The following is a 24,500-nucleotide window of genomic DNA, read 5'->3' as shown; positions in this document are numbered from 1 at the left end:
ATGGAAGCATATAAACGTCACTATCTGACTGCGAAAGTGGCGACAGAAAGATATCAATTAAATCCTCAGTGGCTGAGTGAACAGCAGAAACAAGATGTGAACACGCAGGTTGAGCAGCTTTTTCGAATTCAGTCGGCCGTACTAAGCTCAAGTCTGGGTATTCAAACTTATGTGCATGACAATGAACTTGAACAGGCGATAAATGACGTAATGGAAGGGTATCCAAGCTTAGAGGAATTTTATCGTGCGCTTAACGGGCAACAGTTGTCAGAAAGTGATCTCAGGCTGGCGTTAAAGGATGAACTTCGCTGCAATAAAGTGTTAGAAAAAGTCAGTAGTGATGTGCCCGAGCTTAGTGAACAAGCGGCTTTCGAACATTATCAAGCCAACCAGGAAAAGTTTGTACGCCCAAGCCTGTGGGAACTAAGTCAAATACTGGTCACCGTAAATACCGATATTGAGGAAAACCACCGTAAACCTGCATTTGCTCGTATTCAGACAGCAAAGCAAGAGTTAAAGGAGAGAGATTTTTCTCAAGTCGCACTGAAATATTCTGAATGCCCGAGTGCAGTCAATGATGGCTATCTGGGATGGTGTGAAGAGGCCAAACTTTTTCCGCAAATCGCGCAGCAGTTACCACAGCTTGATCTGATGGAGATTAGCTCAGTTATTGAGACGGAAATTGGTTTTCATTTGATTCGTGTCCACTCAGTAAAACCCAGTGGTCAATTACCATTTGAGCAAGCCTATTCCTATCTCAAACAAAAACATCAACAAAGAGCGAAAGCGTACATACAGAAGCAGTGGGTGTCGCAGTTGTTAGCGGAAGAGGGATAGTTTTATGGCCAAAAATAGATCTAACCTAAGTTGTTGCTTGGCTGCTGCGATGCTGTTCTCGAGCAACAGCTACAGCCAATCTCTGACACTTGCTGTTGCAAATAACTTCTATCGTCCAATGAAAGCGCTTGCGAGTGATTACACGCAACTGCATAGCGATGATGTAGAAATTAGCACTGGTTCAACGGGCCAGCTTTATGCGCAGATTGTTAACGGTGCACCATTTGACTTGTTCTTTTCAGCCGATCAACGCCGACCTCAACTGCTGGTGGAAAAACAACTGGCCGAAGATCAGTTTACGTACGCACAAGGCGTTTTGGTGGCATGGTCGCCTGTTGAGAATCTTGACGTTAAATCAGAGTTATTTTCGGCAAATTTTCAATACCTTGCGATCGCTGATCCAAAGCTTGCTCCCTATGGGTTGGCAGCACAGCAGATGCTTGAGAAGCATCAAAAGTGGCAAGGTGTTCAGAACAAACTGGTAATTGGTAAAGGGTTGAACGCGACCTATCAATTTGTTTTTACTGGTAATGCACAAATCGGACTGCTGGCGAAATCACAGGTTTATCAGCAAGGAGAATTTCAGTCTGGGAGCGTTTGGCAAGTGCCTTCGAGTGATTACCAGTCAATTAAGCAAGATGCAGTGACGCTGACGTTGGGGAAAGGTAAAGCCAGTGCGACGCAATTTATTGCTTACCTGAAAAGCGACCGCGCTAAAGCGATCATTCGCAGCTATGGCTATTTGACCGACTAAAAGAAAGAGTGAGGAATACGCCATTGGATGGTTTAGTGATTGTTACAACACTCAAGTTGGCTTTTGTCGTAACGTGTGCACTGCTGGTGATTGGCATACCCACCGCTTGGTGGTTATGTCATGGTAAATCGCGTTTTAAGCCGGTGATAGAGTCTGTTCTGCTGCTACCTTTGGTTCTGCCGCCGACCGTTCTCGGTTTTTACCTGCTCGTACTACTTGGACCGCAGGGCAGTGTGGGACAAATTTTATATCAGTTGGGCTGGCAACAACTGCCGTTCACTTTCACAGGTATTGCGGTGGCTTGCACCATACACTCGCTACCGTTCGTCCTCCAACCGCTTAAGAACGCGTTCGCCGCCATCGGTAAAAGACCAATGGAAGTCGCGGCCACATTACGTGCATCGCCACTCGATACGTTTATTACGGTCACATTACCTCTGGCATGGCCGGGTGTTTTATCTTCTGCTGTCATGGGGTTTTGCCACACACTAGGCGAGTTCGGCGTGGTGCTTATGATTGGAGGAAATATACCGGGACAAACTCGGGTTATGTCGGTCGAAATTTACAATCATGTCGAAGCACTCGACTACCTAAATGCCCATATTTTATCAGCCGGATTAGTCGGTTTTTCTTTTCTGGCGTTGTTGTTGATTCATTGGCTCAACAATCTGCATAAAGCCAGAATGGAGTAGGAGGACTCGTATGATCAACGCGACAGTTATTGAAAGTGAAGGCGTGATATTTACTGAAAATGAAGCTTCAATAAGCGCGAAGCTGAACATCAACTATGAAAACTTTCAGCTCAAGGCAGAGTTAGATCTGCCCAGTCGAGGTGTGACCGTTCTTTTTGGGCATTCAGGTTGTGGGAAGACCACTTGTTTGAGAGCAATTGCGGGGCTTGTCCGAGTTGAACAAGGCGAAGTACGAGTCAACAGCGAACAGTGGCAAAGCTGGGATGGAAAAGTTTTTCTTCCTACCTTTGAACGCCGAATCGGTTACGTTTTTCAGGAGCCAAGTCTATTTCCGCATTTAAACGTTGATCAAAACCTCGCTTATGCCGAGAAGCGGGTAAAGACACAACCAACGCTGTTTAAACGTGACAGCATTTTGCAGCTATTAGGCATCAATCACTTGTTGAATCGTTATCCATCACAACTTTCCGGAGGAGAGAAACAGCGAGTGGCGATTGCGCGTGCTTTGCTGACACAGCCCCAATTGTTGCTGATGGACGAGCCGTTATCGGCACTGGACCATGCCAGAAAAGAAGAGTTTTTACCTTACCTTGAACGCCTTCAGAGGGTGTGGGATCTGCCTATCATCTATGTCACTCACTCGGTACAGGAACTAGCAAGGTTAGCCGATCATATTGTGTTGTTTAATCAAGGCAGCATTGTCGCCAGTGGTGGTGCTCAACAGGTAATGTCTGACGCTCAGTTTAGTCATCTGTTTGGCGAGGAAATGGGCAGCGTATTTGACACAGTGGTGAAAAGCCGTTGCGAAAAGTACGCAATGACCGAGTTAAGTTGTGACGATGTCACGTTTTATGTGCCCGGCGAAACAGCGAATACTGGAGAGCGCCAGCGATGTCGGATTCTGGCCAGCGATGTGGGGATAGCATTGGATGAACCAGTTTCCACCACAGTACTTAACCGGTTACCGGCAAAGATTATCGAGATTGAATCGAAGTCCATTCAATCTGGTGAAGCTTTAGTTGTATTGGAACTCGCTAATCAACAACGTTTACTCGCCAGAGTAACTGTTAAATCGCTTCATGAACTCGACTTACAGCGAGATCAGCGTGTCTGGGCGCTCATTAAAGCTGTCGCGATTTGTTAAGAGCGATAGATTAGCTAAGAGCAATAGATTAAATGCCCGAATAGCGCACTTTTGGGTGAGACACCACTTTTATTCGTTCATCTATACTTTCAATAGATAGTCATGATGGAGAGGTGGCTGCCATGGACTTTACAGAAAAACTTCGGCTAAAAGGTAAGGCGGAAGAAGACCTCTATTTTGCGAAGTTAGACCGTCAGCTTATCGAAGCACTGCATGCAAAGCAGAAGCAAGAGCAGGCTATTTTGAAGTCAGAAGAGTCGCAGGATCCAATCCTAACGGCGACGATGGAAACAAAATAACCAGCGCTATCTGAATAATGTTTTTACAGACAGATGCTCGTGAAATCCCACTTAGGTCATATCAATTACGTTGAGTGGGCAAGACGCGTTTATACAATCTATTACGCCCACCATTTAATACCGGGCTTTCTTCAAACTTAAGTAACCTTCTACCATCAGTACAAAAACAGCGAGCCAAATTGCAATATACGTTGGCCACTCTTTCGCTGTGATACTCTCACCTAACAAAATCGCCACCACAACTAAAAGAACGGGTTCAACATAGACCAACAGACCAAACAAACTGAGGTTAAGGTGTGGCGCAGACAAAGATTGAAATGCCAGGGCTAACGTACTGATTAACCCCAAACCAAGAATTAACCACAGGAGATCAGAACTTACATTGATCTCTTGAAGAATGTAGCCGCTTTCAAAAATAAAGTAGAGACTGACAGGCAGGCTCAGCATCATATCGAACCAAACACCACCAATATTGTTAGTCTCAGTTTTTTGTCTTAGCCAAAAATAGATTGGGTAACCTAAGCAGACAACCAGTGTAGGCCAGGCTAATGTCTGCGAAATGACCATTTGGTTGAGAATGCCCAGCATGGCAAAAAAGCACGCTAACTTTTGAAAACGCGACAATTGATCGTTAAATGCCAAACGTCCCACCAAAACTAACGTGATCGGCATAATAAAGTAGCCAAGCGATACCGCAAGTCCATAGCCGTTCACGGGTGCCCACAAAAATAGCCACAACTGGATTCCAATTAAAAAAGACGTCAAGAACCGAGTTAAGATGAACATTAAGTTAAATTGCAATAATCGCTGAAAGATACCCACAACTTGATGCCAATTGCCGTTTAGCAAAATGAAACCCGTTAAAAGAGGGAAAGTGATTAAAATACGCCATCCATAAATTTCTTCTCCATCTAGTTCACCGAGTAAAGACGTGTAAGCGAACATAGCTGCGAAGAGGGCCGACCCGATGATATTGAGAGTCACGCCAAAAGGAGTATTGGTTCTAGTGTGCATAATTATTTTCGAGTGCGATTCAAATTGATGATGGTACTTATACCAATCGTAGTAAATAACTGGTCATTCTAGCTTGTTAAAATGCTCGATAACGGCGTTAAAATTTTTGATTGTAGGATAACTACTTATCGAAAAATTTTGCCTTGTTCTTCAGCATTTTTCCTACGCTACCTCTGATCACTTACTTACTGTGATTGGTATTTCAAAACACGTGAGCTTGTTAGCGTAGTTACGAGCGGACTTATTCAGGAATGAGTAAGTTGTTTTACCGCATGATTATTGATTGCTCAATGTGTTGCAAAATTATTGTTGCGTTCTGTTGCGTAAGCTAACAGAAATTAAACATCTTTGCACCAAATGTGTGCTTGAGTGCATAAAAAAATAAGATTCGAGGTTGCTCATACGCTTCTCGTAGATAGATGAGCCAGAAACCTTTAATTTATTATGTCTATTCCTGTTAATCTTAAAATATTATCCCAACCAGTGCTTTGTTGATGCTCCGTTGTATCGACCCTAACTCGAAATTTACGTTTAATTTTAATTAATATTCATCGTTGAATCTGAAGAATAAATGTATTCGATTACACTCTATTATATTTAATTGTCTTGAATTTAAGGTGGATAGAATAATTAAATGTTCATATTATTTTAACTTAACAATGACACTCTGATCGGAATGTAACTAATTAAAATGCAATAATATTACCTTTTCCTTAATTAGCTATCTCTATGAATTTCATTAACTTAAAAGTCATATTTAAATGCTAATTTAATATTAAATATACGGTTAACCACTACAAGTAAGTCTCCGCGATATTAAACATTCAATCTATAAAACATGGATGAGATACAAGATGAAAAAAACACTGATTACATTATCGGTGGGTCTGGCACTTTCTAACGTTGCCAACGCCGAAGTTTTGATTACGGAATATGTTGAAGGCGGCAGCTATAATAAAGCAATAGAGCTGTACAACAATGGCTCGGAAAGTGTTCTGCTCTCTAATTACACGTTAGCACGCTATAAAGATGGCTCTGAAATCCCGACACAAATGTTGAATTTGACTGGTACTTTAGCGCCACAAGAGCTGTTGGTTGTACAAAACAGTCAGGCAGAGCTGTCACTATCGGCTGATGTCGCCACTATCATTTCTTCTGCTCTGGTACACAATGGTGGTGATGCGGTTGCGCTTCTTAATGATGGCAATGTAGTTGATATTGTTGGCGATGTACCAACGACCAGTGGTTGGGGAAAAGACATCACGCTGCGCCGTATAGGACGTTCTGCGAGCACAGTATTCGATGAGAGTGACTGGACTAGCTACGCCAAAGATACCTTTGACGGTTTGGGAAGCTTGTCGGATGAAGGTGTAGATAACACCATTCCAGACGCGACAGCAACAACTATCATGGAAATACAGGGGGATGCCTGGAGTTCACCTCTGATTGAATCTGGTTATGAATCAGAAGGGTATTACGAAGTTACAGGTATCGTGACAGCGATTCAAACGTCTGCACTAGGCAATGACCTGCCAGTAGGATTCTTCCTGCAAGATCAATATGGGGACGGTAACGAGAATACCTCTGATGCAATTTTCATCAGAGGTGATATTAGTGGTATTGAGGTCGGCAATACCGTTACGGTGCAGGGTAAAGCTTACGAAAGCTATGGCTGGACTCAATTGATTGATACGCATGTTAATAATGTTGAGCCTACCCAAATCACGATAACTCCAACGCCACTGCGTACTATGGACACGGATGACAGTTTCGACTTCACTCTGGAACGTCATGAAGGCATGCTTGTTGAGCTGGACGAAGCAGCAGATATGCATATCACGCGAACGTTCAGCTTTGATTACGACGCATATCGCTACAACATGATGGCATCGTATGAACGGGTTAACCTACATATGAACCAGCAAAATGTAGCGGGGTCCGTCGAAGCCGCAGCTAAGGACAATGAAAATAAAGATCGCCGAATCTATATTGAGTCATTCCAAAAAGCGGCTAACGGTGTTGTGCCTTGGTACAGTGATTTTCTGACAGAAAGTGCGGTTCCAATGGAAGACGGTACAACAACCAGTGATGACTATATCCGCATCGACGACACTATTAACGGACTTCAGGGCGTATTGGGGTACTCATACAGTGATTTCCGTCTGTACGTTACCAATGAAGCAACGCAAGACACGTTTATTCACAATAATGACCGTACCTCGACGCCGGATCTTGTCGATGGGGACCTGCGCGTCGCGACTTTCAACGTACTTAACTACTTTAACTCTCCATTTGGCGGGGCTGAAAACCCATATGGTGACAACCGTGGTGCGGAAACAGTCGATGAGTTTGAACGTCAGGGTGATAAAATTGCCAAAGCCATCGTCGCGATGGATGCAGATATCGTTGGTCTGATGGAGATTGAAAACAACGGTTTTGGCGAAGCGTCTGCTGTAGCGCATCTGGTTAATAAAATTAATCTTTTGATTGAAGATGAGTCTGACCAGTATTCGTACGTATCCAGCGAAGATTACGACTATGTTGGAACCGATGCCATCACTAACCAGGTGATTTTTAAACCTGCTAAAGTCACACTTGATACTTACCGACTGATTGAAATGCCGGAGCAACACGCGACCGAAGGTGAGGATACTGACAACTATCAAAGAGATGCCATTACTCCTACGTTCCGTATCAATGGCACTGACGAGACCATCACGGTGTCTGTTAATCACTTCAAGTCAAAGGGCTCAACCTGCTGGGAAGATGTAAACCTGCAGAACAAGCAAGATGTAGATGGACAGGGCTCATGTGAAAATTTCCGAGTTTCTGCCGCACAACACTTGGGTACTGAGTTAGCTAAAATTGATGGACACAAGTTGATCCTAGGTGACTTGAACTCTTACGCCAGCGAAGACCCGATTTTGTTGTTAACAGAGCTTCCGGAAGGTTACTCGGTGACACCAGCTCGTGATACGTTTATTGGTGATCAAAAAATGGATGGTGCTCAACCTGAAAGCCTCTCACAATCATTTGGCTACAGAAATGTTATCAGAGAATGGCATCCGAATTCATACAGCTATTCGTACGACGACACTCTAGGAACACTGGATTATATTTTGGCAGATGCAGAAACGGCAGAAAACAACGTCGTTGCAGCTATCGATTGGAATATCAACTCGCCTGAATCGACTTATGTTGATTACACAACAGAGTACTCAGGTGACTTACCGAAATATTCTGATATTTACCGAGCGTCTGATCATGATCCAGCGATCGTTGTGCTTGCATTTGGCAATGATGATAAACATAAGCCTGGAAAGCACCCGAATCATCCTAACAAGCACAACAAACATAAAAATAAACACAACCAGTCCGACAACAAAAACAAGCCTAAGAAACCGTGGTTTCAAGGTGGTAACTAAGACATAAGTGTTTATTGAAGTGAAGGTTTTTAGGTTGATTTTATTTGTATGGATAGTTTTACCTTCCAGATAAGTAATGTCACTTAAATCACAGTCACTTAAGCCCGGCCAGGAAGTAAACAGTTTCCTATAGCCGGGCTTTTCTTATAATTGCCGATAAACTAAACCGAATGGTGGTGTGGTGCCAAATGGCGCGCTCTTAGTCATCATTCATCCGACGTGTTATTAAATTCCTTACTCAACCAAGATTTCAACTTAAGAACATTTTCGTTACGCAGTTTTTCTGGTTTGCAAACAAAGAAAAACTCCAAATGCGGGTTTTTAACTGGCGACCCTATTTCTACCAACAAGCCGTGCTTAATTTCATCACGGACGAATAATCGGTGTGTAACGAAAACACCCAGCTTTCGGATTGCGGCCTGAACGGCGTGTATTGACGCGATAAAACTCAAATTATTTTGCTTCTTAGGAACGGGCAGAGAGTTACCCTGACACCAAACACTCCAGTCCTGCTTTCTACGCAGGTTTTCAGCATAAATCGCAGGATAGCGTTGCAATAATTCAGCAGCGGACGGGATGTCTTGTGATGAATCCAACAGGTCAGGGCTGCACACCAGTAACAGCTCATCATCTCCGAGCTTTTCGCAATAGTAGTCTTCCCATTCATCGGACTTACCGTGAATGATTGCTACGTCCACACCTTCTTGGTTTAAATCAAAAGGACCGATTAGATTAGACAGACGAATGTCCGCGTTCGGGGCGTATTGTTGGAAGTTATCGACTCTTGGTACCCACCAATGGATTGCCAGAGAGTTAATCATATTCAGTGTGATTCGATTTGATTGTGGCTGGTGAGTAACGGCTTCCGTCGCATCAACGATCGTTTTTAATGCCGGAGCAATGTCATTGTAGTACTTCTGGCCAACTGAATTGAGTTGAACCTGCCTGCCGACTCGTTGAAACAATGGTTGCCCGATGATTGATTCAAGGCTTTTTATCGCTTGGCTGATTGCAGAGTGGCTCACGCTAAGTACACCAGCGGCTTCAGTCATGCTGCCGGTTTCTGCGACCGCAACAAATGCGTAAAGAGATTTCAGAGGTGGTCGTTTATTCATTTGTAAGTTTATCTAACAGGTTTGTTTAAATATATTCGTTTTTTTCTCTGTTGTCATTGCTCTAGTATGGGCTCGTCAATAGGGAGGATACTATCTTGTCGAAGAACCACGCTGTACCTTATATGCTAATTTCAACGTTCAGTTTGTCATTAACTGGACTTCTATTAAAAAAACTTACCGAAATGATGGGTATTGAGCTGCTTACGTTTCTCCGTTTTCTTATGCCAACCTTGTTGCTTTTTGCAATTGTAGTGGCTTCAAAGTTACCTATGCCGCCACGTAAAGTAGTAAAGCCTATTATTATTCGTGGGCTATGCATCGCTGCATGCCAGTTGTGCTTCATTGCCTCATTGAATACGTTATCCCTGGTCGAAAGCTCGGTACTTTTTGCAACAGGGCCGCTTTTTATTGCCGTTTTAGAAAAGCTGTTTTTTAAAGTAAAGATAAAAACAGAAACGAAATTCGGTTTAGCCGCGACTTTTATTGGCGTTTTAATGCTGGCTGGTGAAGTGTCCGGGATTCAGTTTAGACCGGAGCTGTTAATTGGTTTAGCTTCGGGACTGTTCAGTGCAGGGTCACAGGTGAGTCTGTTTCGCGCTAGCAAAAGGGAGGTGACGCCTTCTGTTCTTAATAGCTGGACATTTCTTATTGCTGCTCTGAGCGTTCTGCCATTATCTTTCATATCTGGTTTGTCAGAACCAGACATGCAGATATTGTTAGCGCCGCAGGGAAATTTATTGGTGTGGATATGCCTTTTCGGGCTCTCGATATCCGTCGTAGGCAATCAAATTTTCCGCTCTAAAGCGTATAAGCTGGCCGAAAATAACTCTCAAGTTGCACCGTTGATCTTTACCAGTTTGTTGTTCACCGCGATATGGCAAGTGCTGTTTTTTGAAGAGAGCTTTTCTATCTATCAGGTCGTCGGAATTGCACTCATCATCATAGCCTCGTTGATGAATAGCTTTGCTTCCAAGTTATTCAAGCACTTGTTGCAAACCAGAGTTCGCCATGTTTAGTCGGTTCAGCAAAGGGCATGGAGTGATGACGAATAATCAACTGTTACAAGCTAACAGGTAGGATCAAAAGAAAGGGCTGGAGTACCAGCCCTTTTTGATCAAACTTTTGCGAGGATATCTCCAACCACTTTTTCCGGTGGCTGATTGATATCGATATAGATTGCCTCCTGCTCGGTGGGTTCGATCAGAGTATTAAACTGGCTTTCTAGCATCGCTGAACCTTGGAAATAGTGATCTTCTCTGGCCTTTAGACGAGCCCATATCGTGTCAAAATCACCTTTTAAATAGCAGAACGTGAGATCATTACAGCCTGCTCTTAATGTTTCTCTGTATTCTGGTTTTAAGGCAGAGCATGCCAGTACCAAGTTTTCCTGTTCCTGTATTAACGCATTTAAGGTTAACAGCCATTCTTTTCTGTCTTCGTCGGTAAGAGGGATGCCATTCCTCATTTTTTCAACGTTCTCCGTTGGATGGTAATCATCACCATCGAAAAAAGGGATGTTCAGCGATTTTGCCAGCGAGTCACCGATAGAAGATTTACCGCACCCAGAAACACCCATAACGACATATTTTTTATTCATAGTATCAACTCATAATTAGGCTTAATGGGCAGATTTATCGCCACCATAATGCAAGCTCTGGGAAAACAATCACGAGAGCAAGAACACTAACTTGTAGTGCTATAAACGGAAGTAGTGCAGTGAATATTTCACCAAGGCTAATGTCTTTAGGCGCAACAGACTTAAGATAAAATGCTGCTGGACCAAAAGGTGGCGACAAGAACGCGACCTGCATGTTTAGACAGAACACCACACCAAACCAGATTGGGTCCATTCCAAGGCCTGTGATGATCGGGACGAAAATCGGCATAGTCAGTAGTGCAACGCCAACCCAGTCCAGGAACATACCCAGAACGAACAGAATCGCCATCATGATAAGCAAGGTAGACATCGCGTTTCCGCCACTTAGAGCGAGAATCGTTTCCTCTACAAAGTCGATACCGCCCATTAGGTTGTATACGCCAACCAAAGCTGAAGCGCCGATACCAATCCACATGATCATGCCGCAGGTACGCATCGTCGCGATAGAAGACTCTTTGATCATCTTCCAATTAAGTTCTTTGCGGATAGCCGCGCTGATAGCAATACCAACCACACCCAGAGCAGAGGCTTCGGTAACTGATGCAATACCGGTGTAAATACTTCCTAGAACCGTCGCTACCGATAGCAAAGGGAAGAACAGCGCTTTGAAGTAACTTGGATGAGCTTCAGCATCTTTAGCCAGGTCTTCTTCTGAAGGTAACGGAGCAAGGTCGGGATTCAGCTTACAGCGAATCAGTACGTAAGCCATGTAGAACATTGCCAGAATAAACGCTGGTAAGAATGCCGCTTTGAATAGTTCGCCAATTGATACGGAAGCCGACAAACCATAGATAATCAGAACGATACTCGGTGGTAGCATGGTGCCTAGTGCACCGCCAGCACATGTGGTGCCGATCGCTAACTTACGGTCATAGCCCAGTCTTAGCATTTGTGGCAGAGCAAGAATACCAAGCAGTACCGTTTCACCGCCGATAACGCCCGACATAGATGCAAGGATCACCGCAACAAGCAAGGTTTGAACCGCAACCCCACCGCGAACTTTACGGCCGACGCTCTTCATTGCATCGAACAAGTCTCGGGCAATTCCTGAGCGGTCGAGCAACGCAGCCATCAGTACAAACATTGGTACCGCAAGGAATACGTAACCGCTGACGAAGCTGAAAATACGGCTCGTAATAAGCGGTAGTGCATCAACGCCAAACCAGCCTAAGGTAAAGATCAGTGCGACAAGGCCTGTTACGAAAGCGAGTTGCATACCAGTCAACAATAGACCAATCATCAACACCAGCATCAGCAAGCTGCCGTACTCGATACCAATTGATGACAAGTTCGATGTGAAGGTTTGCACACCAACCCATCCTAAAGCAGCCGCTAAGGTCAGAAGGCCGATGACAAGGAACACTGGTTTGTAGCTCCCAACAGAAGGTTTTGTAGAAGATAAGTTATTCATCGCCTTCGTCCCTTAGTTGTTGAATTTCTTTAATCAAATGCAAAATGAATTGAATAAACATCAGGCAAACGGTAAATAAAATGATGCCTTTAAGCAGGGCAGGAAATGGAGGATTCCAAGCGGAGCCCGAGGTTTCTAATCTCAATCCACCCCAAGGAGCAAACCAAGAGTTAGCCACAGTTTGCCACGCTGCATAAATCAATAACCCGCTAAACAGTAACCCTGCTAGATGGTGAAAGACATTCAGGTAACGTTTTGTCTTTTGCGATACCGCATCGTAAACGAGAACGACTCTTACATGTTTGTCGGTTGCGAGAGCGTAGGCCCCGCCGATCACAAACAGTGCTCCACCAATAAAGGAGGCGGTTTCGTGCACCCACATGGTTGGTGAGTTAAACAAATAGCGGCTTGCTACTTCGTAAAATGAAATGATGACGGTGGCAACAAACAATAAACTAAACAGCTCACTGATTTTGGTTATTGCTTTGTCGAGAATATTCTGGGGCATTTCAGCCGCTAGATTTGTGTCTGATTCTTTCATATGTCTAATTCCAAATGAAATAGGGAGGAGTAAACCTCCCTTTTTTTAACAACTTATAGAAGACCCGAGTCTTTTAGGTAAGTCGTAATAGAATCGTAAACTTTTTTCGCATTAGGAGAGAGTTCAGCATATTTTTCCCACTCGCCCATCGCTATCAGACGGAACTTCTTACGCTCTTCTTCCGACCAGTCGTGGATGGTAATGTTAGGGTTCGCTTCAGCTTCTTTAACGGCTTTCTGGTCTGCAATACGCAGTTGAGTCGTAATATCTTCAGCAAAGTCACGAACCGATACCGTCATGATCTCTTGAAGATCGGCTGGTAGTTTGTCCCACTTTTTCTGACTCATTGAGATATCAATCGTTGGCAGTGAGTGGAAGCCAGGTTGAACTGGGTGAGTTGCGATATCGTTCATGCCTGCTTGATGGTTAGTAGAGAAAACGGTGTAGTCAGCAGCATCAATAACGCCTTTACTCAAACCCGTAAAGACCTCTGAACCTGGTAGGTTTACTGGGGTCGCACCTGCAGCCGCAAATACTTGTTGAACCAGACCCTCCGGAGCACGAAGCTTAAGACCTTTTAGATCATCAACGCCATTTAGTGGCACCTTAGATACAAACGACTCTACGCCTGTTGTTGAACCGCCAATGTATTTCACGCCGTATGGTGCATAGAGCTCAGTCATTAACTCATAACCACCACCGTAGTTGATGTATTGAAGTAGTTGGCGAGTGTCTGACCATGCACCAACCATATTACCGATCAGGCCAAACGCTGGATCTTGGCCAGTAAAGTAACCTGTTGCGGTAATGTGACCATCGATAACGCCCATTTTGATAGCGCCTAAGGTTTCTGTGTGTTTAACCACAGCACCAACAGGCAGTAGGTCGATTTCAATACGACCACCAGACATTTGCTCTACGCGTTCCGTCCACTCTTTTTGAACCTGAAAGTTCTTGTCACCAGATGGGTCACTGGATTGAAACTTAAAGTTAAAGTCAGCAGCGAAAGCGGAAGTGGATAGCAACGCTAGTGAGATAGCTGAGGTTAGGGATTTTTGTATGATGTTCATTCATTCGTCCTTTAATTTATTATCGGATCTACTTGTATTCCTACTACGCCCGAATGTTACCGGGAACATTTCGTAAGTTACCGGTAACATCGGTTGAAATCTACGAGTTTGATCACGTTCCGTAACATCTTTAATTAGTTTCTAACATGAATGAGATGTCTGTTTATGAATGAGGGTTTATATATTTTCGATGGAATTCTTCGCGCTGAGATAGACTTTGCTATTTGTTTCAGTTATATCTCGTAATTCTGTTCGATGTCATTTGGTAGAAGGGTTGTTCGTCATGTTGGAGATGTTTGGCGTAATTAATATATGGACGTATTTGGTCGGTCTGACCATGATCATTCTTGCTCCGGGTCCAAACTCTCTCTATGTGTTGAAATCGAGCTCATCGCTGGGTGTTAAGGCGGGCTATAAAGCAGCTTCTGGTGTGCTTATTGGTGACGCGGTTTTAATTTTGCTCTCTTACCTAGGTGTTGCTTCGTTAATTCAAGCTTCTCCCGTCCTGTTCACGATCATTCGCTACTTGGGTGCCGCGTACTTGCTGTATTTAGGGGTGAAAATCATTCATCAGTTAATGAGCAAAAGTGATGATGGTGAATCAGACGTCGCTCGCCCTAAGAAACGCGAAAATGTGTTTGCTAAGTCGCTGACGTTAAGTCTGACCAATCCAAAAGCAATCCTGTTTTACGTCTCTTTCTTTATCCAGTTTATCGATTATACGTACGAACACACGTGGATTTCATACTTGATCCTGGCGTTTATCTTAGAAGTTTTTAGCATCATTTATTTGAGTACGCTGATCTTTCTGGGTTCATCATTAACTCAATTATTCAAAGATAATAAAGTGTTAGCAAAGTTAGGCAACGGGTTACTAGGTATGTTCTTTATGGGCTTTGCAGCAAGGCTAGCAAGCTTAAGTTAATCCGGCCCAAGGCTGGTGGACTTTGTACAAGGTTTTCTGAAGGCGAAACCTTTATCCTCTGAGACCGTTTCTGTATCAACATTGTAGCGTCTACTAAGAAACTTAATTGATATTCAATTGATCCGTATCAAAACGCTTGCGTATATTAGCGGTTGCTTATGAATTCTACTCTACAGTTAATTTGGTGGTGTTAAAAACTTAATTAAGTCAGACAGTCTTTTTTCTCTTAAGCAATGTATTGCGATGGGAGCGTATCCATACGCTAAGGAGCAGATGATGAAAGACTACACACCAATTAAAAGCATAAGCATGAATGTACTTATGTTTGTGAGTATGGCGCTCGCGCTACTATTATTCTTGTCGCTTCCTTTCGCTCTGTCCGCTGATGATAGCTCAGATCGTCCTTCTTGGGCTGGGAATCAAGGTAGAGATGGAAAGCCAGGCAGAGGTAATAATGATCCGGGCGTGAGTAAAGGCGACCTTTACGGTGACTTGCTTATTATTGTCCGCAATGACAATGGTGAGCCAGTGAAATATACCTGGGACTGGGATGAATTGGACGCAACGTTATACATATCGCAACAAGATGATAATGGTTGCTTCCAGCCAATCGCAAATGAACAGGCTACCGATGTAGTCACCGGGGAGCCGCTACCTTTACTTCCTGAAGAGTTTCAAACAGAAGATGGATTAACACTGATTCCACTTAACAGTGATTGTGAAATTGTCGAAAGCTTAGTGGGATATGAGGACTACGTTTTTGCAAGCTATGCTGAAGAAGTGGACTTTGGTCGCTTGAGTGTTGCGAGATCACCCGTTGATGTGATCGACTCATCCTACAATGAAGCGATGTCTAATATTAACAATGCGATTAGTGTGAGAATCGACCCGGCTGGACGAATTGAGGTGGAGGTTACGGAGGATGTATTCAAAACCATCGATTCGCCACTGGAAAACTTGGCACTCTATAAAGCACTGATGCTAAATGGTCATCTACCTGATCTTACTTTGTCAGATGAGCAGTTAGGTGGTCTTAGACATTTGGCTGGTAACGGTGTTGAAGCATTGAGTTCGGAAGACTTGGATACGGCCGCAGCGCTTTTAGCAGGGGCTGGAGATAAGTTTGGATCTATCACTCTCGATCTAGTTATTAATATCAACACCACTCTAGGTATTAATGACAACGGGTATTTCAATTTTATGGGGTATAGCTATTACCGTGATGTTATGTATTCCGGAATTGAAGTGGGGCTAGTTCTTCCAGGCGTAGAGCCGGATATTAATGCCCCAGTGGTGATTTCAACTTTGTCATATCAGGTGGTTCCTCTTCTTGATATAGCAGGAAACCCTCAGGTCTTTACGGTTGACCAAGTAAATACGAATTATGCACGTGGCTTTACACAAGCGGCCGATGATTCGTTAAGAGTGATCAACTATATCCATAATTGGGCGCTTCCTGATTTACCTGAAGGCCTTGTATGGGAGTAGAGAATAGCTTGTATTTGTCGCTGCAATAACAGTGAAGTGGGGGAGATTACAACTCCTCCACTTTTTTGCTATTCCAACAACCCGAACAACCGAATTGGTTTTATGTTTGTCAGCACTACGGGGTAATGAGTTACACAGATATTAACGTTTAGAACGGCCTCGAGACGAGCGTTCTTTATGTGCTGAAGCGGCTTTAGCTTGTGATTTCAAGATTGACTCAACCGTCAGTTCCATTGGCTCTTTAGGTTTAAGTCCGTTTGGAAACGTACGGGCGCGTGGAGGCAGTTCGAACTCTTCACTCGATGCTCTCGGCATGCGCTTAAATCGGTACAAATAAAAGTTCTCTAACTTCTCTCTTGCCCAATCTGTTTTCTTTAAATACTTCACGCTACTCGCGACTGAGGGATTGGTATGAAAACAATTAAATCGCATTGCTGCATCTAAGATATCCCATCCATAAAAATCCGCTAGTTCTGCGATCATCGTCTCTAGTTTAAGACCATGGAGAGGGTTGTTTTTTTGAAGTTCAATTCTTTCTTCATCAGTCATGATCTGTACCTCGGGGGCTCGTGTTTAAATATAGGCATAATACCAATTCCCACAATAATCTGACCATTTACTCATCAAGATTGGGATTTTGTATGGGTATGACATGTAATAGCTTAAAAGCGTGAAAGATGCTCGCTATAAGGCAAAATCAATAGAAGAAAGGGAATCAGATAAAGAGAATTGAGGAGTTTAAAAGGGGGAGGTATTTATAATAATCAGAGATAAGTGACGCAAGCCGTAGTTTCCTACAGCCTGCGCCTACTTAAAATCTTATGCTACTTCAACGTTAGCAGCTTGAAGACCTTTTTGGCCTTGCTCTACTTCGAAAGTCACTTTTTGACCTTCAGCAAGAGTTTTGAAACCGTCAGAAACGATTGCACGGAAGTGAACGAATACGTCTGCGCCGCCGTTGTCTTGAGTTAGGAAACCAAAACCTTTAGTTTCGTTGAACCATTTTACAGAACCAGTTGTTTTATTAGACATGATATGTCCCTTATATAAATTGAAAAAATTAATTATTTGAATGCGCTAGTAGCTTGAATTATTTAATGTATCTTTGAAGCTAAGGGAAACACTGAGGATAACAACTTGGTTTTCTAAGGGTTTTACTTTTACTACGTGATGTCTCATTTAATAACTCTGAACAACAGAGCGGCGCCATTATTGTCTTTTAGTGATCACATGTAAAGGATTATTTGTATTTATTTTTTTGGGATCTACACGTCTCTGAATGTTAAAAGCCGCGAACTTACACGTTCGGCAATGGTAGCTCAATATTTAAACGATATTGAGTGAGATTACGACACAGTATCGAAGCATTCACTGTAGCTTGAGCAGGTTTCACAACTTGGCGAGCGACATACATAGTCGCCGCCGTTTTCACATAACTGACGGTATAAAAACCGTTTCCAGCGCATGTTGTTAACATTTTTAGCAGATAAGTTAGGGAAATAGTCAGAAAATAATTGTGTCAGTAGAGCCCGTTCGGGTAGTCCTAAGTCATGCCAGAGGTGTTGGCTTCCCGTACAACCACTTGATATAACGATGGCCATTTCTTCTGCAAACGGGTGTGAGTTATCCAAGTTCTGAGATAACAGTTGACGTAGTTGATCGTATTCTTCTGTTCGTAATGCCATTAACTCGCTACGTAACCTAGCTTGTTTGGTTTCGAGATTGGCTAAACTTACCTCAAGGCCAAAAAATTCAATAAGTTGAATAAAGTGGCTTTTCTTCAATCCGAGGTAAAGTGGCAGCGAAGATCGCCCACTCAGATAAGAGTGGACGATTGGTCGCCAGTACTGTTTGCATTTTTCAGCGTTCACTATACTGAGCTCCTATCATGTTGCGGGCTCAAGCTGCCTAAAGGGTTTAGGGGGCGACTGGTGTGGTCAACAATCGCCTCTTCGATAGGGCAAATACTGGCGCATTGTGGCTCGTGCCAAAAAGAAGAGCACTCATTACACCGCTTAGAATGAATCGCGAATGGTTTGTCTGCTCTGTCGCTTTTATATATCGCCTGATTAGGACACACGGTCATACAGGCATGACAGCCGACACATTTATTGTTGATTGAAAAGCTCATGTTTTGTCTCCGCTTGCTGAGTTTCACGACAGTATTGTTTGGCGATTGCTTCTAAGCTGCTGCTTACTGGTTGGAAGGCGAAGTCAACATTGGGAATCACTCCACGTTTCTCTAATTCACGCCACGGTGAGATTCCGATTCTCGCACTGAGAACCACTTGGCAATCTGCGATTGTGTCGAACAAGGCTTCTTTTTCAGACTCTTCACCACATTCACTTTGGCCTGTGCAGTATTGAGCAACGTTACGTGATTCCTCAAAAAGGAATTGCTGTGATTGTTGGTCATATTGGTAGATCTCAAAGCGTTTGGCATGGCCAAAATGCAATCCGATGTGGGCCTCTCCATGGCTGGCAACCGCGACTTTATATACCGATGGTTTAGAAGACGAGCCGCATGTTGAGGCCTTGTCATCACTAAGCATTCCAACAGCGTCTGCTCGGCACTGTTTACAATGGGTCATTTGCGGCATGTGCACACCGCATTCTTCTCGGACGCGTTGCAGTTCATCTTCGGTTGGCCCCCGCTGACCACTCAACCCAAAATAGGTGCCGTGACTTGGGTCGGAAATCAGGGGCATGATGTTATGTAACGTCGCGCCCAGAGATTTCACTTTCTCTGATACTTGAGCAATGTGATGGTCGTTGATGCCCGGGATAAGTACCGTGTTCACTTTCACCAGCATGCCAGCCTTCGCTGCTAACTGTAATCCGAGCAATTGACGCTCGATAAGTGTTTGTGCCGCGATTTTGCCCTTAAGTCTTTTTCGGTTGTAAAAAATCCAAGGGTAGATTTTTTCTCCGATATCAGCATCAATACAATTAATCGTAATGGTGAGGTGATTAACGCCTAATACCGCCAGCGTCATAACATGTTCAGCAAGTGCAAGTCCGTTGGTTGAGATACAAAGCTGTACGTTTGGGTCGGCTTTATGAATATCGCGAAGCGTTTTAAATGTGGCTTGTGGGTTTGCGAGAGCATCACCAGGGCCTGCGATTCCAACTACCGTCAAGTTAGGCGCTCGCTTTTTAATGGTTGAAAACTGTTTGAGTGCCGCAGCACTATCCATAACGTGTGACACGACTCCCGGGCGAGACTCATTACTGCAGTCATATTTCCGGTTACAGTAGTTGCATTGTATGTTGCATGCTGGTGCTACAGGTAAATGCATACGCGCGTATTGATGAGCCTGTTTTGAATAGCACGGGTGTTTTGCAATTTTATCCTGCGTTTGTTTATTGAAAAAGTGATGAAGATTATCTTGTGCACAATCGTCACTTTTTACACTTGATGAAGGACTTTCCATGTCTGCCCCTTATGATTAAATGCCTTTAATAAGCTTCATTGCAATCATTGTTCCTTAACTAAAGTATTGTTTTACATAAGCTAAGGATTCTAACTAGTAACAATTGTCCGTTTGCCGACAATATCTGGCTTTCAAAAATTGTCAGATTTGTTTCATCTCGATATTTAATATTTGAATTCGGTAAGCAATTTGACGCGGCGTCATATTGAGCAGCCTTGCTGCTTTGGCTTTTACCCAACCAGATCGCTCAAGCGCGTCGATTACCAGTTCTCTCTCGTCAGCCGGTTTGCTTTTCTCCCGATGTATAAGCTGACTTTCTGCAGCGCGAAGTGGTGCAGCGGCAGAAAGTGGGGGTGTGTAAGCGGATTGAACCGGCGGTGAAAAGCTGGGTTCAGACTGGTTGATTTTGATTAAACTGGCATCAATGACACCGGACTCGCACAATACCGAAGCGCGTTCTAAGGTATTTTCTAGTTCACGCACGTTACCCGGCCAAGTGTGATTCATCATCACACGTATCGCATCATCACTGATGGTGAGGTTACGGCCTTGTTGCTTACTGAGCTTTTTGCGCATGAACTCGGCCAGCTCTGGAATGTCTTGAATGCGATCGCGAAGAGGAGGTAAGTGCATTGGCATAACATTGAGGCGGTAATAAAGGTCTTCACGGAAGTTACCTTGCGTCACTTCCTCTTCCAGGTGTCGGTTAGTCGCGGCGATAATACGCACGTTTACCGAAATAGTTGTTGTCCCCCCGACTCGTTCAAACTCTTTCTCCTGCAATACTCGTAACAACTTTGCTTGAAACGCTGCACTGGTTTCGCCAATTTCATCCAGGAAAATAGTGCCATTGTGTGCCATTTCAAATCGCCCTTTACGCTGCTTGACCGCACCTGTAAATGCGCCTTTTTCGTGACCGAACAGTTCAGATTCGAGCAAGTTATCAGGCAGTGCTGCGCAGTTGAGTTTGATGAACGGACGATCAGCACGAGGAGAGTTATAGTGAATCGCGTTGGCGATAAGCTCTTTACCTGTCCCCGATTCACCGCGAACCAACACCGTAGAATCCCAGCGAGACACCAGACGAATTTGATCGAAAATCTGTCTCATGGTTTTGGTGTGTCCCACTAAGTTGTGAAAACTGTAGTTGTTACGGACTTTACGGCGTAATCCGTCACGCTCATCAACAAGCTCTTTTTCGGTTCGCTCAACGTTCTGAGACAGTTGAATATTCTTGGCGATTAAGTTGCCAATCATATCGAGGAATTTCGACAACAACGTAAGGTGCTCGTCGCTGACATTAGGTGGTTGGGCTGAAAGTGCGCCAAGAACTTTACTATTACTGTCTTTGATTGGGACACAGATGAAAGGCTTGTCATAGTCATAAAGTGCCAATTTGTCCGCAAAACGCATATCGCTACCGAGATTACGAATTACCATAGAGCTCCCTTGGCTGAGGACCTCTCCGACAATACCTTCACCGGTCTTATAGTAAACGTTCTTTTGTTCTCGGCTACTGTCGCTAAGTGGGCTATGTACAGACTTAACCAATAAAATGTTCTTTTGGTGGTCAAGAATAGTGAGCATGCCACACTGTAAACGACACTCATCGTGCAGAATTTTAAGTATTTTGTCGCACGACTCAACGTAATTTAAGCTAGCGTTTAGAACACTAGATATTCGATACATTGCCGCCAATAACTGACGCTCTAAATCTAAAAGAGAATGATCTTCTATCATAATGACTTACCGCTATTAATTGGAAATGTTAAGCAGACTTTGGCGCCGTTTAGCTGGCGGCTGTCTGAGATCGTTACGGTGGCTGAATGTTCATTGAGCACCTGTTGCACGATAGAAAGCCCAATACCGCGACAGCCAGACTGGTGCTTTGGCTTGGTGCTATAAAATGGTTGGAATACGGTCAGACGAAGATCTTCTTTCACCCCTAAGCCATTGTCTTCGATATCAACCACTATCTCTCCGTTTTTCTCATAAGATTGAATGAACAGAGTCCGATCTGATGGCTTAGCATATTTGATAGCATCTAACGCGTTATCGATGAGCTGTTTTATGGCAAGAATAAGTCGATGAGGCGTGCCATTGATTGAGGACAGCTTTGGCGATAGATCAAGTTCTAAGTTGATCGATAGCCTCATCAATTCATCATTACTGATGCTGCATGAGTCACGAATCACTTCATTGAGATTCACTGGTTGACGCGCTTCTCTTTCTCGTTCTGGGATGGCGAGCATGATTTCTTGCATGGCTGCATTTGCATTCGCCATTGCGTCATCCATCGCGATTAAACCTGGGCAGGAGGCATTAGTACGTTTGAGAATATTTACAGCGGAATCAATGACATTGAACGGTCCCTGCAATTGATGCAGTGTTCCCATTAATGCTTCTTGCATGGCGTGGACGTATTTATTGTCCCTCGCCATAAGCTTGGTAGCATTAATACGTCGTTCCTCGACCAAGAGCTTCTCTTTGGTACGCTCAGTGATAGAGATAACGCTATAGTCATCATCACTGTCTGGAAGAAAATAATGTTCAATGTTGATGGTTGAAACCGGGATTTTCGCCAATGTAAATTCAAACCATCGTTCGCATGTGCCGTCTTCATTTCGAACAGAGATATTTTGCGTACGGTTTTTATGTTCGCCGATGAACTCAACCACACTCGTCTGTTGATAGTCTCTCTGAATGCTTTGCAGCAATAAGTCGATAGGGCTGTGGTGAATGCTGTTTTGTATCCGTTGATACTTTTTGTTGCTGACTAGCAGCTTGTTGGAGGCATCAACCAGTGCAATGGCTGTCGAAGAACCATTCAACACCGCCTGAAAGAGTGTGAACTGATTTTTTTGCTCAGTGATACGTTGGTGTCGCTCTGTAATATCGCGATGGATGGCATAATATCGTGTCTCGCCACTTTTCTCTTTTAGCCGAGAAATCGAAATTTCGGCAATATACGGCTCACCATTTTTCTTTCTGTTGACCAACTGACCTTGCCAATGGTCACCGTTGGTAATGGCTAGCCACATATTTTGATATACGCGTTGAGGTGTTGCCTTATACGAAAGCAGTGACGAGTTTTTACCAATCAGTTCGCGTGAACTATAGCCAGTGATCTGATTAAAGGTCTTATTGACGAAAAGTATGTTGCCATATTTGTCGGTAATGCTGATGGCGACAGGAGCATGCGCAACGATCTGCTCGAACGCTTGCATGTCAAACACCGTTGAATTGCTATCGGGTAGCAGGCTATCAAGTTGTTCCATACGTCTTTCCTTATACGTTTGGCGATATAAGACCGTCGATGCATTTCCTATTCCAAACACTCAAGCCAGGTATGACGGGCCCGCTTAAATGAAGGTTTGTTTGATTTCGGACAATTATTCATGCGAACAAGCGAACTTTGTTGGGTTTGTGACACAGCTATTTTGGTAAAGAAAAGCGCTTAGCCTGCGCGCTAGCACTGTATTGACGGGGTTGTTTGATTCATTCCAGTGCAAAAACGCTCCGTGGCATACGCTATGCACCACCTTCGAGAAAGGAAGCTAGTGGAGTGCTGTTATGTCCGAAGGATTGATCATTTTTCTGAGTGCGACATTCGTAAACAATGTCGTTTTAGCCAAATTTCTGGGCTTGTGTCCGTTCATGGGAGTGTCGAGCAAAATTACCAGTGCGGTGGGAATGGGGATCGCGACGATTTTCGTGCTTACCTTAGCGACGGTATCAAGCTGGATTATTGAGTTTGCGATTTTGAAGCCGTTGCATCTGGAGTTTATGAGGATCATATCCTTCATTTTGGTCATCGCTGCGGTCGTTCAGTTTACTGAATTATACGTTAAAAAATCATTTCCCGAGTTGTACCAGTCTCTGGGCGTATTTCTACCGCTCATCACCACCAACTGTGCCGTTTTTGGGGTCGCATTGCTGGCTGTTCAAGACAATTTGTCATTTCTCAACACCCTGATGTTCAGCTTTGGTTCTGCTCTGGGCTTCTTTTTCGTCATCACTATTTTTGCTGGTTTACGTAGCCAACTTATGTTGAGTCAGGTTCCGGCAGCATTTAAAGGCTCTCCGATAGCATTCATCACGGCGGGATTTTTGTCGATGGCCTTCATGGGCTTTTCGGGAATGGCATAGAGGAGACTAAGTCATGTTACTTACGACGCTTATATTTTTTGTCACGCTCGGAGCATTGCTTGGGCTTGCGCTTGGGTACGCTGCAAAAGTGTTCCATGTGGAAGGCGACCCGAGGATAGATAAAGTTGAAGCATTACTGCCGGGTGGCCAATGCGGTCAGTGTGGAGAGGCTGGTTGCCGCCAGGCCGCCGAAAAAATGGTCACTGGTGAACTAAGCCCGGCTTGTTGTCCACCTGGCGGAGCGCTACTTGCTCAAAACGTTGCACAGTTGCTCGGTGTTTCTATTGATACAAGTGATCAAGAGACTGAGCTGGTGGCAAGAGTTGATGAAACGCAGTGTAACGGGTGCAACCGCTGCTACAAAGCCTGTCCTTTTGATGCAATTGTCGGTGCGCCGAAACAGTTACACACGGTACTAAAAGACGTGTGTACCGGTTGTCAGTTATGTGAAAAAGCCTGTACACGAGGTTGCTTGACCATGTCCGAAGTGACGCCGTCGGTGTCTACATGGTATTGGCCAAAGCCTTCATTGTCGGTTTAGGAGT

The 24,500-nt window shown here is 44.0% G+C and carries 24 protein-coding genes; 11 read left to right on the top strand and 13 right to left on the bottom strand.

The window, feature by feature from the left end; translation table 11 throughout:
• From VER99_RS15570 to VER99_RS15550, 5 genes are all read left to right on the top strand, one after another.
• Nucleotides 1-837: a peptidylprolyl isomerase gene (locus tag VER99_RS15570; RefSeq protein WP_020333820.1), complete on the top strand. Its 837-nt coding sequence runs from the start codon at nt 1-3 to the stop codon at nt 835-837.
• 4 nt (nt 838-841) lie between these two features.
• On the top strand, nt 842-1,591 hold the full coding sequence (gene modA / locus VER99_RS15565) for a molybdate ABC transporter substrate-binding protein (protein WP_020333821.1): 750 nt from the start codon (nt 842-844) through the stop codon (nt 1,589-1,591).
• An 8-nt stretch (nt 1,592-1,599) separates the two neighbouring features.
• On the top strand, nt 1,600-2,283 hold the full coding sequence (gene modB, locus VER99_RS15560; protein WP_231119409.1) for a molybdate ABC transporter permease subunit: 684 nt from the start codon (nt 1,600-1,602) through the stop codon (nt 2,281-2,283).
• Between the two features lie 10 nt (nt 2,284-2,293).
• Nucleotides 2,294-3,427 carry a molybdenum ABC transporter ATP-binding protein gene (gene modC, locus VER99_RS15555; protein ID WP_020333823.1) on the top strand — a complete coding sequence of 378 codons (1,134 nt, stop codon included), beginning with the start codon at nt 2,294-2,296 and terminating at the stop codon, nt 3,425-3,427.
• 122 nt (nt 3,428-3,549) lie between these two features.
• The gene (locus tag VER99_RS15550) at nt 3,550-3,726 is read left to right on the top strand and encodes a hypothetical protein (RefSeq protein ID WP_014234020.1); all 177 of its coding nucleotides are present in this window, start codon (nt 3,550-3,552) and stop codon (nt 3,724-3,726) included.
• Nucleotides 3,727-3,840: 114 nt separating this feature from the next.
• Here the strand turns inward: VER99_RS15550 and rarD are convergent, their stop codons facing one another.
• The gene (gene rarD, locus VER99_RS15545) at nt 3,841-4,740 is read right to left on the bottom strand and encodes an EamA family transporter RarD (RefSeq protein ID WP_020333824.1); all 900 of its coding nucleotides are present in this window, start codon (nt 4,738-4,740) and stop codon (nt 3,841-3,843) included.
• Between the two features lie 854 nt (nt 4,741-5,594).
• Here rarD and VER99_RS15540 point away from each other — a divergent pair.
• Nucleotides 5,595-8,165 (top strand): ExeM/NucH family extracellular endonuclease, encoded by a 2,571-nt coding sequence (locus VER99_RS15540; protein ID WP_020333825.1) that lies wholly within the window; start codon nt 5,595-5,597, stop codon nt 8,163-8,165.
• 206 nt (nt 8,166-8,371) lie between these two features.
• Here VER99_RS15540 and VER99_RS15535 read toward each other — a convergent pair whose 3' ends face one another.
• Nucleotides 8,372-9,280 carry a LysR substrate-binding domain-containing protein gene (locus VER99_RS15535; protein ID WP_020333827.1) on the bottom strand — a complete coding sequence of 303 codons (909 nt, stop codon included), beginning with the start codon at nt 9,278-9,280 and terminating at the stop codon, nt 8,372-8,374.
• Between the two features lie 95 nt (nt 9,281-9,375).
• Between VER99_RS15535 and VER99_RS15530 the strand changes: the two genes are divergently transcribed.
• Nucleotides 9,376-10,296 carry a DMT family transporter gene (locus VER99_RS15530; RefSeq protein ID WP_152490548.1) on the top strand — a complete coding sequence of 307 codons (921 nt, stop codon included), beginning with the start codon at nt 9,376-9,378 and terminating at the stop codon, nt 10,294-10,296.
• Nucleotides 10,297-10,394: 98 nt separating this feature from the next.
• Here the strand turns inward: VER99_RS15530 and VER99_RS15525 are convergent, their stop codons facing one another.
• The 4 genes from VER99_RS15525 to VER99_RS15510 all read right to left on the bottom strand — a co-directional run bounded on the left by VER99_RS15525 (nt 10,395) and on the right by VER99_RS15510 (nt 13,959).
• A complete protein-coding gene (locus tag VER99_RS15525) occupies nt 10,395-10,877 on the bottom strand; it encodes a gluconokinase (RefSeq protein WP_020333829.1) in 483 nt (160 codons plus the stop codon).
• A gap of 34 nt (nt 10,878-10,911) precedes the next feature.
• Nucleotides 10,912-12,189: a TRAP transporter large permease gene (locus VER99_RS15520; protein WP_049794701.1), complete on the bottom strand. Its 1,278-nt coding sequence runs from the start codon at nt 12,187-12,189 to the stop codon at nt 10,912-10,914.
• Between the two features lie 151 nt (nt 12,190-12,340).
• Nucleotides 12,341-12,889 carry a TRAP transporter small permease subunit gene (locus VER99_RS15515; protein WP_014234027.1) on the bottom strand — a complete coding sequence of 183 codons (549 nt, stop codon included), beginning with the start codon at nt 12,887-12,889 and terminating at the stop codon, nt 12,341-12,343.
• A gap of 53 nt (nt 12,890-12,942) precedes the next feature.
• Nucleotides 12,943-13,959, bottom strand: coding sequence for a TRAP transporter substrate-binding protein (locus tag VER99_RS15510; RefSeq protein ID WP_014234028.1), 1,017 nt, complete (start codon nt 13,957-13,959; stop codon nt 12,943-12,945).
• 283 nt (nt 13,960-14,242) lie between these two features.
• On the opposite strand from VER99_RS15510, the gene leuE reads away from it, so the two are divergent.
• Together leuE and VER99_RS15500 are read left to right on the top strand one after the other, a co-directional pair.
• Nucleotides 14,243-14,884: a leucine efflux protein LeuE gene (gene leuE, locus VER99_RS15505; protein ID WP_020333830.1), complete on the top strand. Its 642-nt coding sequence runs from the start codon at nt 14,243-14,245 to the stop codon at nt 14,882-14,884.
• A gap of 273 nt (nt 14,885-15,157) precedes the next feature.
• Nucleotides 15,158-16,372 carry a hypothetical protein gene (locus tag VER99_RS15500; RefSeq protein WP_236614650.1) on the top strand — a complete coding sequence of 405 codons (1,215 nt, stop codon included), beginning with the start codon at nt 15,158-15,160 and terminating at the stop codon, nt 16,370-16,372.
• Nucleotides 16,373-16,513: 141 nt separating this feature from the next.
• On the opposite strand, the gene VER99_RS15495 is transcribed toward VER99_RS15500, so the two are convergent.
• The 7 genes from VER99_RS15495 to nifL all read right to left on the bottom strand — a co-directional run bounded on the left by VER99_RS15495 (nt 16,514) and on the right by nifL (nt 23,084).
• Entirely contained in the window at nt 16,514-16,921 is a 408-nt protein-coding gene (locus VER99_RS15495) for a VF530 family protein (RefSeq protein WP_014234031.1), read from the bottom strand.
• A gap of 270 nt (nt 16,922-17,191) precedes the next feature.
• The gene (gene cspE, locus VER99_RS15490; RefSeq protein ID WP_014234032.1) at nt 17,192-17,404 is read right to left on the bottom strand and encodes a transcription antiterminator/RNA stability regulator CspE; all 213 of its coding nucleotides are present in this window, start codon (nt 17,402-17,404) and stop codon (nt 17,192-17,194) included.
• Nucleotides 17,405-17,718: 314 nt separating this feature from the next.
• Nucleotides 17,719-18,243, bottom strand: coding sequence for a nitrogen fixation protein NifQ (locus VER99_RS15485; RefSeq protein ID WP_020333832.1), 525 nt, complete (start codon nt 18,241-18,243; stop codon nt 17,719-17,721).
• On the bottom strand, nt 18,243-18,503 hold the full coding sequence (locus VER99_RS23015; protein ID WP_076633454.1) for a 4Fe-4S dicluster domain-containing protein: 261 nt from the start codon (nt 18,501-18,503) through the stop codon (nt 18,243-18,245). The genes VER99_RS15485 and VER99_RS23015 overlap by 1 nt, the downstream gene beginning before the upstream one ends.
• Nucleotides 18,481-19,806: a nitrogenase cofactor biosynthesis protein NifB gene (gene nifB, locus VER99_RS15480; RefSeq protein ID WP_236614651.1), complete on the bottom strand. Its 1,326-nt coding sequence runs from the start codon at nt 19,804-19,806 to the stop codon at nt 18,481-18,483. The genes VER99_RS23015 and nifB overlap by 23 nt, the downstream gene beginning before the upstream one ends.
• 141 nt (nt 19,807-19,947) lie before the next feature.
• Complete coding sequence (gene nifA, locus VER99_RS15475) at nt 19,948-21,546, bottom strand: nif-specific transcriptional activator NifA (protein ID WP_020333834.1); 1,599 nt, start codon at nt 21,544-21,546, stop codon at nt 19,948-19,950.
• Nucleotides 21,543-23,084: a nitrogen fixation negative regulator NifL gene (gene nifL, locus VER99_RS15470; RefSeq protein ID WP_020333835.1), complete on the bottom strand. Its 1,542-nt coding sequence runs from the start codon at nt 23,082-23,084 to the stop codon at nt 21,543-21,545. Before nifL ends, nifA begins: the two co-directional genes overlap by 4 nt.
• A 295-nt stretch (nt 23,085-23,379) precedes the next feature.
• Here nifL and rsxA point away from each other — a divergent pair, with 295 nt between their 5' ends.
• A complete protein-coding gene (gene rsxA / locus VER99_RS15465) occupies nt 23,380-23,955 on the top strand; it encodes an electron transport complex subunit RsxA (RefSeq protein WP_014234038.1) in 576 nt (191 codons plus the stop codon).
• 13 nt (nt 23,956-23,968) lie between these two features.
• The gene (locus tag VER99_RS15460; protein ID WP_020333836.1) at nt 23,969-24,496 is read left to right on the top strand and encodes an RnfABCDGE type electron transport complex subunit B; all 528 of its coding nucleotides are present in this window, start codon (nt 23,969-23,971) and stop codon (nt 24,494-24,496) included.
• The last annotated feature ends 4 nt before the right edge of the window (nt 24,497-24,500 follow it).

This window comes from Vibrio natriegens NBRC 15636 = ATCC 14048 = DSM 759, assembly GCF_035621455.1.
Lineage (GTDB): Bacteria > Pseudomonadota > Gammaproteobacteria > Enterobacterales > Vibrionaceae > Vibrio > Vibrio natriegens.
The sequence above is the reverse complement of the archived record's forward strand: the minus strand, read 5'-3'. Positions and strand labels throughout refer to the sequence as shown.

Coding starts and splice junctions, on each gene's coding strand:
- VER99_RS15570 (WP_020333820.1), top strand. CDS start 1: ATGGAAGCATATAAACGTCACTATCTGACTGCGAAAGTGGCGACAGAA.
- modA (WP_020333821.1), top strand. CDS start 842: ATGGCCAAAAATAGATCTAACCTAAGTTGTTGCTTGGCTGCTGCGATG.
- modC (WP_020333823.1), top strand. CDS start 2,294: ATGATCAACGCGACAGTTATTGAAAGTGAAGGCGTGATATTTACTGAA.
- VER99_RS15550 (WP_014234020.1), top strand. CDS start 3,550: ATGGACTTTACAGAAAAACTTCGGCTAAAAGGTAAGGCGGAAGAAGAC.
- rarD (WP_020333824.1), bottom strand. CDS start 4,740: ATGCACACTAGAACCAATACTCCTTTTGGCGTGACTCTCAATATCATC.
- VER99_RS15540 (WP_020333825.1), top strand. CDS start 5,595: ATGAAAAAAACACTGATTACATTATCGGTGGGTCTGGCACTTTCTAAC.
- VER99_RS15535 (WP_020333827.1), bottom strand. CDS start 9,280: ATGAATAAACGACCACCTCTGAAATCTCTTTACGCATTTGTTGCGGTC.
- VER99_RS15525 (WP_020333829.1), bottom strand. CDS start 10,877: ATGAATAAAAAATATGTCGTTATGGGTGTTTCTGGGTGCGGTAAATCT.
- VER99_RS15520 (WP_049794701.1), bottom strand. CDS start 12,189: ATGCTGGTGTTGATGATTGGTCTATTGTTGACTGGTATGCAACTCGCT.
- VER99_RS15515 (WP_014234027.1), bottom strand. CDS start 12,889: ATGAAAGAATCAGACACAAATCTAGCGGCTGAAATGCCCCAGAATATT.
- VER99_RS15510 (WP_014234028.1), bottom strand. CDS start 13,959: ATGAACATCATACAAAAATCCCTAACCTCAGCTATCTCACTAGCGTTG.
- leuE (WP_020333830.1), top strand. CDS start 14,243: ATGTTGGAGATGTTTGGCGTAATTAATATATGGACGTATTTGGTCGGT.
- VER99_RS15500 (WP_236614650.1), top strand. CDS start 15,158: ATGATGAAAGACTACACACCAATTAAAAGCATAAGCATGAATGTACTT.
- VER99_RS15495 (WP_014234031.1), bottom strand. CDS start 16,921: ATGACTGATGAAGAAAGAATTGAACTTCAAAAAAACAACCCTCTCCAT.
- cspE (WP_014234032.1), bottom strand. CDS start 17,404: ATGTCTAATAAAACAACTGGTTCTGTAAAATGGTTCAACGAAACTAAA.
- VER99_RS23015 (WP_076633454.1), bottom strand. CDS start 18,503: ATGAGCTTTTCAATCAACAATAAATGTGTCGGCTGTCATGCCTGTATG.
- nifB (WP_236614651.1), bottom strand. CDS start 19,806: ATGGAAAGTCCTTCATCAAGTGTAAAAAGTGACGATTGTGCACAAGAT.
- nifA (WP_020333834.1), bottom strand. CDS start 21,546: ATGATAGAAGATCATTCTCTTTTAGATTTAGAGCGTCAGTTATTGGCG.
- nifL (WP_020333835.1), bottom strand. CDS start 23,084: ATGGAACAACTTGATAGCCTGCTACCCGATAGCAATTCAACGGTGTTT.
- rsxA (WP_014234038.1), top strand. CDS start 23,380: ATGTCCGAAGGATTGATCATTTTTCTGAGTGCGACATTCGTAAACAAT.
- VER99_RS15460 (WP_020333836.1), top strand. CDS start 23,969: ATGTTACTTACGACGCTTATATTTTTTGTCACGCTCGGAGCATTGCTT.